12 protein-coding genes are annotated in these 13,124 nt (G+C 58.6%); 3 read left to right on the forward strand and 9 right to left on the reverse strand.

Annotation, left to right across the window (positions count from 1 at the left end; all coding sequences use genetic code 11):
* From tnpB to AC13QE_RS30105, 4 genes are all read right to left on the reverse strand, one after another.
* On the reverse strand, positions 1–196 hold a 196-nt coding region (gene tnpB / locus AC13QE_RS30090), incomplete at its 3' end, for an IS66 family insertion sequence element accessory protein TnpB (RefSeq protein ID WP_488486492.1).
* A complete protein-coding gene (gene tnpA, locus AC13QE_RS30095) occupies positions 193–603 on the reverse strand; it encodes an IS66-like element accessory protein TnpA (protein WP_488486493.1) in 411 nt (136 codons plus the stop codon). The genes tnpA and tnpB, both read right to left, overlap by 4 nt.
* 79 nt (positions 604–682) lie before the next feature.
* Positions 683–823 carry a hypothetical protein gene (locus AC13QE_RS30100; RefSeq protein ID WP_488486494.1) on the reverse strand — a complete coding sequence of 47 codons (141 nt, stop codon included), beginning with the start codon at positions 821–823 and terminating at the stop codon, positions 683–685.
* A 461-nt stretch (positions 824–1,284) separates the two neighbouring features.
* Positions 1,285–2,964 (reverse strand): MOSC domain-containing protein, encoded by a 1,680-nt coding sequence (locus AC13QE_RS30105; protein WP_488486495.1) that lies wholly within the window; start codon positions 2,962–2,964, stop codon positions 1,285–1,287.
* Positions 2,965–3,072: 108 nt separating this feature from the next.
* Between AC13QE_RS30105 and AC13QE_RS30110 the strand changes: the two genes are divergently transcribed.
* Together AC13QE_RS30110 and AC13QE_RS30115 are read left to right on the forward strand one after the other, a co-directional pair.
* Positions 3,073–3,891: an AraC family transcriptional regulator gene (locus AC13QE_RS30110; protein ID WP_488486556.1), complete on the forward strand. Its 819-nt coding sequence runs from the start codon at positions 3,073–3,075 to the stop codon at positions 3,889–3,891.
* A gap of 733 nt (positions 3,892–4,624) precedes the next feature.
* Positions 4,625–5,131, forward strand: a complete 507-nt coding sequence (locus AC13QE_RS30115; RefSeq protein ID WP_488486496.1) for an ABC transporter permease subunit — start codon at positions 4,625–4,627, stop codon at positions 5,129–5,131.
* A gap of 31 nt (positions 5,132–5,162) precedes the next feature.
* Here the strand turns inward: AC13QE_RS30115 and AC13QE_RS30120 are convergent, their stop codons facing one another.
* From AC13QE_RS30120 to AC13QE_RS30140, 5 genes are all read right to left on the reverse strand, one after another.
* Entirely contained in the window at positions 5,163–6,899 is a 1,737-nt protein-coding gene (locus tag AC13QE_RS30120; protein ID WP_488486497.1) for a CocE/NonD family hydrolase, read from the reverse strand.
* Between the two features lie 9 nt (positions 6,900–6,908).
* Positions 6,909–7,910 (reverse strand): ABC transporter permease, encoded by a 1,002-nt coding sequence (locus AC13QE_RS30125; RefSeq protein WP_488486498.1) that lies wholly within the window; start codon positions 7,908–7,910, stop codon positions 6,909–6,911.
* The gene (locus tag AC13QE_RS30130) at positions 7,903–9,402 is read right to left on the reverse strand and encodes a sugar ABC transporter ATP-binding protein (RefSeq protein ID WP_488486499.1); all 1,500 of its coding nucleotides are present in this window, start codon (positions 9,400–9,402) and stop codon (positions 7,903–7,905) included. The genes AC13QE_RS30125 and AC13QE_RS30130 overlap by 8 nt, the downstream gene beginning before the upstream one ends.
* Positions 9,399–10,460, reverse strand: coding sequence for a sugar ABC transporter substrate-binding protein (locus tag AC13QE_RS30135; RefSeq protein WP_488486500.1), 1,062 nt, complete (start codon positions 10,458–10,460; stop codon positions 9,399–9,401). Before AC13QE_RS30135 ends, AC13QE_RS30130 begins: the two co-directional genes overlap by 4 nt.
* A gap of 66 nt (positions 10,461–10,526) precedes the next feature.
* Complete coding sequence (locus AC13QE_RS30140; protein WP_488486501.1) at positions 10,527–11,954, reverse strand: arabinose isomerase; 1,428 nt, start codon at positions 11,952–11,954, stop codon at positions 10,527–10,529.
* 255 nt (positions 11,955–12,209) lie between these two features.
* Between AC13QE_RS30140 and AC13QE_RS30145 the strand changes: the two genes are divergently transcribed.
* Positions 12,210–13,094, forward strand: coding sequence for a helix-turn-helix transcriptional regulator (locus tag AC13QE_RS30145; protein ID WP_488486502.1), 885 nt, complete (start codon positions 12,210–12,212; stop codon positions 13,092–13,094).
* The last annotated feature ends 30 nt before the right edge of the window (positions 13,095–13,124 follow it).

A 13,124-nucleotide genomic window follows, 5' to 3' on the forward strand; every position in this document is an offset into this window, starting at 1 on the left:
GACAGGCTCCTTGGCCGTCGTGCCAGATCACCTTGATCAGGCCACCACCGCGGCCGCGGAATACGAACAGGTGACCACACATCGGATCGCGCTTCAGCGCCTCCTGCACCATCAACGATAGACCGGGGAAACCTTTGCGCATATCGGTGTGGCCCGTCGCCAGCCAGACCTTCACGCCACTCGGAACCGGGATCATCGCAGCCCCAGCACGCAATCGAGAATCCGGCCGAGCGCGTCCGTGTCGATGTCGCTATCCACGTGGACGCGCCTACCTCGACCAAGTTCGATCATTACATCGCTACGCTTCCGACGGGGATGGGATGTGGTGGGCGGTTCCGGTTGAACGGGAGAGATTGTCGGCGCGGCCTCGGACACGATTACCGGCACCAACACGGTTCCCGTCTCGGCCTGCGGCTCCTCGATCCGGCACAGCTCCTTGCGCCAACGAAACAACTGGCTGACATGTATACCGGCCGCGCGGGCAATCTCGGAGATCACCGCATCAGGTTCAAGGCAGGCGGCGACGAGCCCCTCTTTCTCTTCGCGAGACCAACGACGGCGGCGTTCTACAGATGTAATGACTTCGATCGGATGCTTCGTCATAGGACTATCCCTAGTGTTACCACTAGGACTTCCGACGTTCAGCGTCACCTCACAAGGCGGCCTTCACCGTGGGCTTACTTTATACAACGAGGCGCGATCGAGCCATGTGCAGCGACTGAACATCGCGCTGGTCTTCGCACTTGAGCTCGACGAACGGTATTGTCGCATGCGACGCGGCTTCCGCTATATGCTTCGCATCCTTGTCGTCGTTCTTTTGCACTCTTACGTAGGGCGAGGATACTCGGGCGACATCAGTCGCACTTCGCGCCCTCGTGCCGCGGAAAATCGATCAAGGTGGTGAGCACCGCGGCAGCTTCCATAGCAAGGTGCACTCTGGCATCTTTCCGACAAAATCAAGGGAGCGTCTGATGCCGCATCGGTCGGCGGAAAATCACTGCATCTTTTTCATCAACTGCGACAACGCTACAGCAATTTTTCCTATCTCGGCACCCGTTATCGAAATTGTTATGATCAGGCTCCTCTTCCTTCGAACATGAAAGGCTATGCTGGATGTTTTCGGAAAGGGGTCCTATCCGATAACCAACAAGCCGAAAGCTTACTGGCGTCGCAGCAATCTTTCCTAGCCGCACCTGTTGTGGAGTCCATGCTTTCCCGCGACGGGCGAGATCGAGACCGTCTTCGCGTTGGGGTCGGGGTCTCGAATCTCAACGCCGCGCAGCTTCAGTCGTCTGACCCGAGATCTACCACTATACTCTCGCTGAAGGCCCGCGAGACGCAGGGAATGAGACAGCTTGCCTTCTCTCGAGCCGTAAGAACGAAGTCTCGGTGATCTACTTCGCCGGACAAGTAACGGATCGCGCAGGTGCCGCAACCTCCCGTTTCACAAGAGGAGGGTATCTCATAACCCGCGTTTCGCAAGACTTCGAGAATGGTGGTGTCGGGGTCGACTTCGTGGGCACCGGGCTTTCCCCATACCGTAACCTCAAAGACCCTCGCCGGCTTCCGCCCGGCATTGACGGGTTCGCCAAAGCTTTCGAAATGCAGGTTTTCCTTCGGCCAGTGGCTACCGGCATCGCGGACCGCATCCATCAACCTCGACGAACCGCAGCAGTACACATGGCATCTTGCATCGACCGTTTCGAGAAGCGCACCGATGTCCAGGCGACCCGTTCCGCTGCTGCGGTCGCTTGTGTGGATGTTTACGCATCCAGTGCGCGATTCCTCTAAGCGGTCCACAAGCGGCGCGCAACCAAGCGTAGGGACGCATAGATGAAGCTCCCATATCCCTCCGGTCCGTTCAAGGTACTCGATCATGGGCAAGAAAGGTGTGATACCAATCCCTCCTGCGACGAAGACATGCTTTTCGGCGTTTCCCGACATCGGAAAGTAGTTTCCGGGTTCCGAAATCAGGAGCGTCGACCCTACGGCTACCCCGTCATGCATATAGGCCGAGCCGCCCCTGCTCTTCGCAGACCGCTGCACTGCGATCTCGTAGGAGGCACAGTCAGAAGACTTAGTGAGGGAATAGCTTCTGCTGACGGAATTGGCGATCTTGACATCTATGTGCGCGCCGGGTTCGAACGCCGGCAACGGTTCAGACGTACTCGGGCTCAACCGGAAGATCTTTACACCTGAGCGGTCGTTTCCGATCTCGGCGACGGTGACCTCGAACCATCGACGGACTTCGTTCTGCTCTATGGGGCCATTCCAGAGGCGGTCCTCCCAGTTCTCGACACCCTGCGTCAGGCGCTTGGCGAAGAGGTTCCGGAAACCTTCCGACAACTGCGGAAGCCGCGCGAGCGCAGCGGCGGCGTCGAAATCATTGACCGCATGATACAGATAGTGCTGCATGCGCCTTACCGTCCAATCGGCATTAGGCCGGTCGACGACCTCAATCCGGTCGCCCGCCGTCACAACGCCAGGCTCCAGGACGCGGTAGAACCATCCGGTCCTGCCAGAGGCTTGGGCTTTACGGGCCATGGTCGACACGCCGAAACGATGATTGAGCTTGAAACAGGGTTGCCTGGATTCCGATACCTCGAACAGCGCGGTTCCGGCCCTGACGCGATCGCCGATGCACATATTGCCCTCGTGCATTCCGGAGACGACAAAGTTTTCTCCAAAGCCGCCCGCGACGAGCCTTCCGAGTTGCACGGTCACCTCCCGATCCCAAAGACGATAATGGTCGAGATCGTATTGGAGGATGGCCTTGTCCTTGCCGCCGTGGAACGTCTCGGCTTGTTGGTCGGAGAGAATCCCGACGGGGCCGATCGCGACCGGCCCCTCGATGACCGATTTCGCGATGCCAGAGCGCACCCCTGAAGCGCCGAGGAATGCGACTTTTCCGGCCCGGATTTCCAAGATCGTTCCAAACGGAAGGGCAGAAGCGAGACTATCCATGCGGCTCTCCTTATTTTCAACAGTTTGGCATTTACAGATGGGTGCGGAAATTCTACGAAAAGACAAAGAACGTCGATTTACGGCCAAACTCGGGGCAGCTTGCGTCAAGTGATTACCATTCAACAGCCTAGTTCGTTAAATGTCGCGAAACCCACTCACGTCCGTCCTGTTCGTGTGCTCGCCGAGCGACATATCGATCAGGTGGTCTTCGCGTCGCATGCTCACGCCGATTTTGCACAGCTCATCTGCTGCGTCGAGGGAACCTTACGCGTCCAGTCCGAGTCCGAGGCAGAGGAATGGATCGTTCCGCCCGCTCACGCCCTGTTCATCCCGCCAGCGACCATTCACGGAGTCACCGCGCTTGCGCAGGCGCTTGCACGCACGGTGAACCTTTATCCTGTGGCAGTTCCGAAGTTCGACGAAATGGGATATCTCATCTCGTTGTCGCCGCTGCTCGTTGCGCTCCTCGACAAGGTTGCTGCCTTTGAAGAAGATTATCCGACGGGAAGCGCCGAGAACAGAATGATGATGGTGCTACTGGACGAGTTTAGTACCGCGCCATCCGCAAAATTCCGGCTTCCACTCGGCAAGGACAAGCGAGTGCGGCGGATTACCAACTCGATCGTCGAAGATCCCTCCATCAACCTCACACTTGAGAATTGGGCGAAAGAAGTCGGAGCAAGCGTGCGCAACCTGAGCAGGCTCTTTATCCAGGATACGGGCATGAGCTTCAAGAATTACCGTCGACAAGCGCAGGTCCATTCCGCCATTTTGCTGCTATCACAGGGAGCATCGGTCGGCGATGTCGCTCTTGCCGTAGGCTACGAAAGCCTTTCCGCCTTCATTGTCGCCTTCAGGACAGTAACCGGGACAACGCCACGCCGTTTCGGGACGCCGCCGCGTTCTTCATTCTCTCTTGAAGTGTGACAACGGACACCTCGATTAGGCCATCATAAAGCGGCGATACATTGCGCGGTCACGAGGGAAACTAACGGAAGCAGCTTCGAGATGCCTATGAGTATTCTCTAAGGTGGGCTCCGGCGAACAGGAATGCCCTAAACACGGGGTCAGAACAAGAGCGATTCGAAATCGTACGCTCTCATGAGCGAATTAGGTTTTCTGGACGCATTTGAGCTTCCCCGCTTTCGCGGGGGAATTGTTACAGCCTGTGCACGGTGTCGGAGATGACGATCCGAACCGATGGCTATCATACTCTCGTCCGCGGATTTTCACCACCTGACCGTATTCGATGCGGGTTTGCCTCTCTCTAAGGACGGATATTTCTCCCAACGTAAGTCGAGGGTTCCCTGATCTTTAGCCGACATTTTCAACATGCTGCATAGGCAGGGGAGCATGCGGTGCGTTGAACGGCGCGCTGATAGCCTCTTTTCGAATGCAGCCAATCGATGTTCTCGAAAATTTTAGATCAGAGCCGAAACCCCGCGCTCATGACCCTGATAGGCAGTGCACTTATGCTGATCGCCGGCAACGTGGCGACGCTCGGCTTCGCATCAGTAGGCCAAGTAGTCGGCCAGTTGAATGTCGCGAGGATTTTGGCGTTCGTCGCCGCTGGGCAAGGTTTCGTTATCCTCGCGGGACGCGACGGGATCGATTTGTCGGTCGGTAGCACGATGTGTCTTGCTGTTCTTTTGGCACAGGCTTGCTTGTCGTCCTTACTCAGGGACAACCGTCCGAATCTGCGGCACCGGTCCTCGGGAACTTTCTTTCAAAGCCTTTCCTGTTCGAGATCCCGGCCATTTTGTTTGCCTGGCTCACTCTCGCCGTCATGATCCAGTTCATCCTGAAGAACACACGCTTCCGCGTTAACTTGTACGCAGTAGGGTCTAACGACATCGCATCAAAACTTGCGGGCATTTCGGTGCGTGGTACCCGCATATTTAGCTACACGATCAGTGGCGGTTTCTCCAGCTTGGCAGGATTTGTCCTGCTAGGCTACACCGGAACCGTCTTCGTCGCTGTCGGCGAGCAGTATGTACTTCCCAGCCTCATTGCCGTGGTGCTGGGAGGGACAGCTCTTTCAAGGGGAAAAGGAAGCTATCTCGGAACCGCTGCAGGCGCGATCTTTCTTACACTGCTAACAGCTCTCCTTACAACGTTGAACTTCGATCCGGCGCAGCGCCAGATTGTTTCGGGATCTTCTTGCTAGGGTTCATGCTGATATACGGACGCATGAGGCGCTAGTGAGCGACACGTAGCATCCCTAATGACGCCGCCATTGGATAGGCTGTGGTTACCACCGGCAGGACGAGCCGGCTTGGATAGGATTCCCCGGAGAATACACGCTGCTCGGCAGCAACAAAATCCGATTGCCTGGCGCGGGTAGAGGCGACGCCTGACTGCGGATTGCGATCGAAACGTGGAAAGTTCGAGGATGCAATCTGAAGCCGCAGCCGGTGTCCTCGCTTGAACAAGCGGCTCATATGTCCGAGGCGAATTGAGATCTCTTGAGGTTCATCGCTCAAGTCGCCAAGGCTCCAACGCAGGATGCCGTCAACGATGCCGACACTCCTTCCGTTCGGATCGACCTCGCAAAGCTTAGCGGTCCAATCGCAGGTTGTCGCCGAACTGGTAACCCAGATGCTCGCCGTCACTAACCCCGTCACTTCAAGATCGTCGCGAAGCGGCTGACCGGTGAAGAGAAGCACATCCCCTCGTCCCTCGATCGCCCTCTGATCACGTGGCCCCGAATTGCGGCCAAGAAGCAGACCGGGCAGGAATGTCGCGCCGCCGATGCTCGGCACCGGATTCAACGGATCGGATATGAAGGTGCTGCTCCCTTTCGCACCCGGCATCGAGCCGAGCGTGCCTCGACCGCAATCGAGAAAATGCGGCACGGTGATCGTTTCGCCAAGCGGCCAGTCAGACGCAGCATGCCAACTGTTGGAACCGGAACGGAAATACCGGACTATTGGAGATGTCGACTGGCGATCTGAGAGCGCACTGTCGAAGAACGAGAGATTCTCCTCGGCGAGATCAACCGTCGAGGCGGCATAACCCAGCCATTCCTCACCCTGCCAATCGCTGGGATTGCCATGAGACCACGGGCCGATGATAAGCCGATCCGGCATGTGGCGGTTACCCGACCAGCGTGACTTGGCCTGTTCGAAGAGCTCGAGCGAGCCTTCGAGAAAAAGGTCGTTCCAGCCAGCAACAACCAGCATCGCCGTTTTGTTTGCCTCGATCCAAGCAGGCAGATCGGACCCTGAGCTGCCGCCGATCGCCTGTGGATCAAACCAGTCGCAAACATAGGGTGCGAGCTCGGCAATAGCCTCATCCAAGATCGGCAACCTCGCAAATGCGGCAACCGGATCTTTCTGCAAAAGCGCCAAAAGGCCTTGGACACGATCGCGCATATCGGCGGGCATTTCCGTCATTCGATGCTGGATATGATTGGCTCCAAGCGACTCAATGACCCACAGAAGCAGAAAGGCGAGCTCGAGCGCGCCGCCGCGATACATCCATGTTTCGCCGTGCCGTGCCGTGGTCAGTTGTGGCGCAATGGCCTTCAGCCCATCCGGATTCTCGCAGAGCGCCAGCACCTGCGTTGCGCCGACATAGGACGCTCCGAACATTGCGACCCTTCCGTCACAGAAAGGCTGGCGACGTAGCCACTCGACGGTATCGGCACTATCCTGCCCCTCATGTTTGAAGGGAATAAAGTCACCATCCGACTGGTAGCGTCCGCGCGTATCCTGGACTGCGATCGCGTAGCCTCGGCGCAGTGCGGTCTGGAACTCCAGGGCTGAAATATACTGCGAACCGAAAGGTGTTTCCTTGCGATAGGGAGTGCGCTGGAGAAGGACCGGGCAGGGAGCGTTCGTTTTCGGAAGCCAGATATCGGTCTTCAGCATCACGCCGTCACGCATCGCCACATCGACATTGTCGAGCAGCCTGAACGTTGCCTGTTCCGTCATGGCCGTCTCTCAGCGCCTCCCGACAAGTCGCTGCCGCAGTTGGTCAAAGGAGACGGCAAGAATGAGCAGAAAACCGGTGGCTGCCTGCTGCCAGGACGAGTTGATATTCATCAGGGTCAGGCCATTGTTCAAGATGCCGACGATGAGCAGGCCGATCACTGTACCCAGCATCGTCCCTGTTCCGCCCTTCAGCGATGTTCCACCGAGAATGACTGCGGTAACGACGGCAAGTTCCAGACCGAGGCCCGTTGTGCCTGATGTCGAGCCAAGCTGCGAGGCGCTCATCAATCCGCCGAGCCCGATAAAGGCGCCCGACAACAGGAAACTCAAGAAAACCACGCGCTTCGTCTTGATGCCGACCAGGCGCGCCGCATTCTCGTTGGCCCCGATTGCATAGATGGATCGGCCGAAGACCGTGCGTTTGAGGACGATGCCGACGACGATGGCAACGAGAATGAAGACAAGCGCCGACAACGGGATATTGAGGAAGGGGCGCCAGATCGCCCAGTCGAAATTGGCGATCAGGATATTCTTGCCGCCACCGATCGACTGGGTCAGGCCGCGAAAGATGGCCAGTGTTCCAAGCGTGGTGATCAGCGCGTTGACGCCGATCTTGGTCACTAGGAAGCCGTTGATGACGCCTATGCCCATGCCGACGACGAGCGCCAGCGCACTCGCCGGTATGATACCGATGCTGTTGACGGTCAGCGCCATGACAAGGGCCACGAAAGCAACACCGCTGCCGACCGAAAGGTCGAACTGGCCGGCAATCAACAGCATGGTTCCGCCGGCGGCAAGCACGCCGGTGATCGACAACGCCGTGATCACGTTGACCCAGTTGCCCCAGGTCATGAAATAGGGAGAGCTCAACGAGAAGAAGACGATTTCCGCCAGAAGGAAGGCGAGAAGGGCTGCCGATTCCGGTGCCTTGCGAAAGAAGCTGGCCTTGTCGCCATTCGCATTGATATCCGCCATGGTCGTCATGGCCTCGGATTGAAGCTTATCATGCATGGACACCGCCTCCCGCGGCTTCGGTCAGGGTTTCGGTTGAAATGCGTTCATGCGGGATTTCCGCAATCAACTGTCCACGCACGAGCACCAGCGCCCGGCTCGCGACCGCATTGATATCTTCATAGTCGGAGGTCGCGATGATGATGGCATGGCCTTTGGTGGCCAGTTCGGCGAGTACGCGATAGATCTCCTGGCGGGCACCGACATCTACGCCACGCGTTGGTTCGGTCAAGACAAGGATTTTCGACCCCGCCTCGAGCCAGCGACCGAGCAGGACTTTCTGCTGATTGCCGCCGGACAATTCGGTAATCGTCTGGTTGCCTGAGGCGTCCGCCTTTACGCGCAGTTCACGGTGCCAGCGCGAATAGGCTGAGCGAAGTCGATCGCCGCTCAGAATGCCGTAGCGCGCCAGCCGCGACCAACTGGGCGCGGAGAGGTTTTCGGCGAGCGTCATGGTGCGCAAGAGACCTTCGCTTGCCCGGTCGGCCGGCAAATGACCGATGGACGCGGCGATCGCTTCGGCAGGGTGACGAAAGCGCACTGATTTGCCGTTGACGAGAAGATTGCCGCTGTCGAATGCCCGCGCACCAACCAGCGATGCGGCCAGTTCCTGGACACCGGAGCCGACCTTGCCGTACATGCCAAGCACCTCGCCTGGGCGTAGCGAGAAGGAGATGTCAGTGAACGCATCCGACGCAAGGCGATCGGCTGCGAGTACCGGCGGCGCGACAGGAGAGGGGATGGCAGATGAATGGCGCGCCTGGGCGACCGCTCGTCCGACCATCGCCTCGATCACCTGCTCCTGGCTGACCTCGCGTGTCGGGCGGTTGAGCGATACGCGCCCATCGCGCAGCACGCAGACACGGTCGGCCAGTGCAAAGACCTCATCGAGCCTGTGGGTGATATAGAGAATGGCCGCTCCACGTTCGGCCAGGCGCCGGATCAGCTGGAAGAGCTTTTTTGCTTCGGCGTCCGAGAGGGCGGCGGTCGCCTCGTCGAAAATGATGCATTTCGAGGTACCGATCGTCGCGCGGGCGATCTCGATGATCTGCCGTTCGCCAAGCCTGAGGTTGGCCACTTTCGCGGTCAAAGGCAGATCGGCGCCGAGGAGATTAAGTGCTTCGCGTGCCATCCCCTGCATGGTGCGCAGATCAAGAAGCCCCCGCTTGGTCGGCCAGGCGCCGAGGAGGATGTTTTCTGCAACCGTTAGCGTTGGGGCATCGGCGATTTCCTGGGCGATCAGTCTTATGCCGACGTCGCGGGCGTCGCCCACGCTCTGGAAGGACACCGCCTTGGCGTCCACGGATATCGTGCCGTCATCAGGCCGATGGTCACCGGCCAGAATCCGCACGAAAGTGGATTTGCCGGCGCCGTTCTCTCCGAGAAGGGCGGTGATCGTTCCCGCTGCCAGATCGAGGTCCACGCCATGCAAGACCTCGACAGGGCCGAACGATTTCCGGATGCCGCGGACGGCAAGGAAGTCCTTCGTCATTTGCAGGCGTACTCCGGATAGACCTTGGAGACGTTCTCAGGTGTGATCAGCTCGTGCGGTACCAGAATCTGGCTGTTGATCTTCCCGCCCTTGATCGCCTTGACCAGATTGGGTACGATCAGATCCGCATAACGCTCCGGGAAGTAAGCGGCCGTGGCGATGAAATGCGGCGCGGTCCAGATCTGGCAATTGTCCGGATCGAAATTCTGGACACCGAGATAGAGGTCCTGGTTTCGTCCCTGTGTGCGTGCTGCAGCAAGCGCTGCGGTGATGACGTCCTCATTGATGCCGACTGTAATGATCTTGCCGGCACCCGGCAGGGCGGTCAGAGTATCGGTGAACTGGCGCTGCGCGGCATCGGCCTGACCACCGGCACCCGTATCGATGATTCTGAGGTTCTGAACCGGCCCGCAGACGGCCTCAAAGGCCTTGCGAATACCGCCCATACGCTGATCGTTGACGACGCCGACGGCGGTCGATTCCAGCGAGACGAAGGCATCATATTCGCAGTTGAAGTTTTTGGCGAAATACATGCCGAGTTCATGGCCGACGATCTCGCCGGCATAGGAATTGGCGGCACCCACGAAAGCGGTTTGGCAGGGTTGCTGTTCGATGTCGATCGCAATCACCGGAACCTGAGGGCCTTCGGCGCAAATATTGGCGGCCGCTGCTGCTTCAGCCTGGAAGGTGACGAGGCCGTTGACATTCTGCGTCTTGAACTGGCGGACGCAGGACAGGGCTGTTGCGGCATCCATCTTGGAATCGCAGGTCACGAGCTTGAAGTCCGCGGTTTCGGCTGCCTTTTCCATGCCGCGCTGCAGTGCATCGGTGAAGGGAACGCCGAGGATGAGCTGGGTGAAGCCGATCGTCAGACCCTTGGCGCTGCCGGGTTCAATTGGTTCAAATTTTGCCACCTCGGCCGGTGGCGTCGGCGCCGGAGCGTCGAGATGGATCTCGGCGGCATATGCCGTCTGGCCCCCCAGAGCCAGAACTGCTGCTACAAGCCGTCCCTTTAAACCGCGTCCGCGGATCAGGTCTTTCGAATTCCAAATTGGCATTTCAGGTCCTCCTCACCTGTTGAGCTGTGGTCGACCGGGCCATAGCCCGGCCGTGCGTGAAACTGTTCAGCAGATCTGGACAACCTCGATATCCAGAAGCTTGCCGAGTTTTTCGATTTTCGTTGCTATATGCCCGACGCCGACAGCGCAGTGATGGGCCGGCCCCTCGGCATTCCACGCCTCGACGAAACGGCGGGCGCCGATGTCGAACCTGTACCGGCTGTTGGTGTTGCCGATCTCCAGGATCGGTCCCGCAACGGACTGGCCCTCGGCGCAAAGCAGCACGATCCGCCCCTCGCGCTCGATAACCGACAGAAGTGTCACCGGGCCGTGCCTGACCGACATTTCGACACTGACGCCGGAACCCACCTTGCCATGATAGACCTTCAGCGGCCGGATTTTCGTCTTGCCCTCGGCAACCCTGATATGGCCCGGACCGTCATGGCCCATGAGCACGACGTCCTCGGCAAAATCCATGGCATAATATTCGGTGAAGGATCCGCCGACGCCGAATGCATCCATGATCTTCATCGCCTGCGCGTTCTTGACCTCGTATTCGCCGGCCACCGGCACGCCCTGCGCCGTCAGCAGCGAACTGCCGACGATGACCGAGGTAATCACGTCTTCATATTCGTGGCCGGGCGTGGATTCATAATAGTATGCCAGCGAGCCAAGTTTCCTGCTGTCGACGAATTTGCGCAGCGCAGCCGCGGTGGCCGCCGCTCTGCGCAACTCCGCCGGATCGCAATCCGCATCGATGTCGAACTCAGCCCTTATCGTCGCAAGAATCGAAGCAATTTCATCGTCGGCCAATTCGCGCCGCAGGCGCGCCAATTCATCGATCTCGACGATCTCAATATGGGTGCCGAAGGCCGCTGTCTGCGCCGTCAGGTCGGAATAGATGTCGAGCATGCCGTTATAGTAATGTCCCATCACGCCGAGCCGGTTGTGGGCCATCACATGGGCGACGCGGGCCGCATCTATCCAGTCGGCAATAGCGCGCTCGACATGTGCGTCACCCTGCAGCATGCCGGTGATCTGGTGGAAGGCGACGCCGGACCGGCGAAAGACATTGGCGATCTCTGGAACGGGGCAGGCGCCGCAATGGGCAAGCCACTCACCGGTCATCCTCGTCCGATCGCCGATTGCATTGAAACGGAGATAGTCGATTGCCGCTTCCGGCTGCAAATTGAGAATGATGACGGGAACGCGCGCCCGCCGCACGACGGGCAGGACCGTGGACGAGAGTGCATAAGTGGTCACATGCAGGAAGATGATGTCGACATCGGCCTCACGGAAGCGGTGACCAGCCTCGAATGCCTTTTCAGGTGTATCGATCAGGCCAAGGTTGACGACCTCGATATCCGGACGGGCAAGCTTCCCGGCCATCTGCCCGACATAGGCTGAAAGCCTTTCTTCCAGTCCCGCAAACTGGGGCCAGTATGTTGAAAGGCCTATGCCGAATAGGCCAACCTTAAGCTTGCGGTCCGTCATGGGCGGTCTACCGGGCGGCAATCAAAAGGGTATGGCAGCACGCAAGGGCCGGCCGCTCTCAGCAACGAAAACACTGACGTCTCTCCTCCAGAACCGCAATCGGGCTTGCGCTTCGTCTATGTTCCGTCAGCGGAAAGTTGCGCTGTCGGATCCATTCTCTTTGTAAACCCTAGCATCACACATCCCGGTTGACATCACGCTCATTTCTTCAAAAATGATCTGAAGCATACAAAAACTGATCCTTAGCCAAGATCCATGACCCAGAACTATTTCCTCTATTTGCCCGATAATCGGCTATGTGCTGCCTGGGGATGCACGGCAATCTCCAGTGGGCATACGAAAATCCTGCCTCATTCTGTCTATCCTCCGATCCGTCATCCCGACGATCATCATTTCGACTGGAAAAGGGGTCGCATCCTGCAGGCCTACCAGGTCATCCTCATTGCAGAGGGGCGTGGCCTCTTCGAATTCGGTCGCCGCGGCAGGAGCCAGCCTGTCGAGGCAGGGTCGATCGTTCTCCTGTTTCCCGGCGTCTGGCATCGCTTCGCGCCCGATCCCGAACTTGGCTGGACCGAAAACTGGATCGAGTGCCGCAGCACGGCTTTCGATTTCGCCCGCACAGCCGGTCTGATCGATCCCGCGCGCTCCGTCCTGCCATCCAGCCCGGACGTCGCGGCCATTTTCGAGAAGATCCATAGTCTCGCGGTGGAGGAAGGGCTTGCCAATCAGCCACTTCTTTCAACGCTCGGCCTGCAGCTTCTGGCGCTGCTGTCTCAGCAACGGGAGTTGGAATCCGCCGCGCCAGCCGATCGTCTCGTGGAACGGGCGCGCGTCATTCTGATGGAGCGCTGCACGCAGCGCGTATCGGTAGAGGATGTCGCTCTGGAACTGGGTGTCAGCTATTCATATTTTCGCCGGGTATTCCGGGAAAAGGCAGGCGTCTCACCCAAACAGCACCTCGTGTCGCTGAGAATCCGGCGCGCGCAGGATATCTTCGCGAATACCGACAAATCCATCAAGGAGGTGGCAGGCCTGCTCGGTTTCAGCTCCGCCTTCCATCTGTCGTCGCAGTTTCAAAATTTGGTCGGATGCAGCCCGTCTGAATATAAGACGCGAAGCTTGGCGATGGACCTCGTGTAAGGGGAACACAGTCGCCATTCTGCGCCGAGA

Source organism: Martinezella sp. CNPSo 3957, assembly GCF_057784395.1.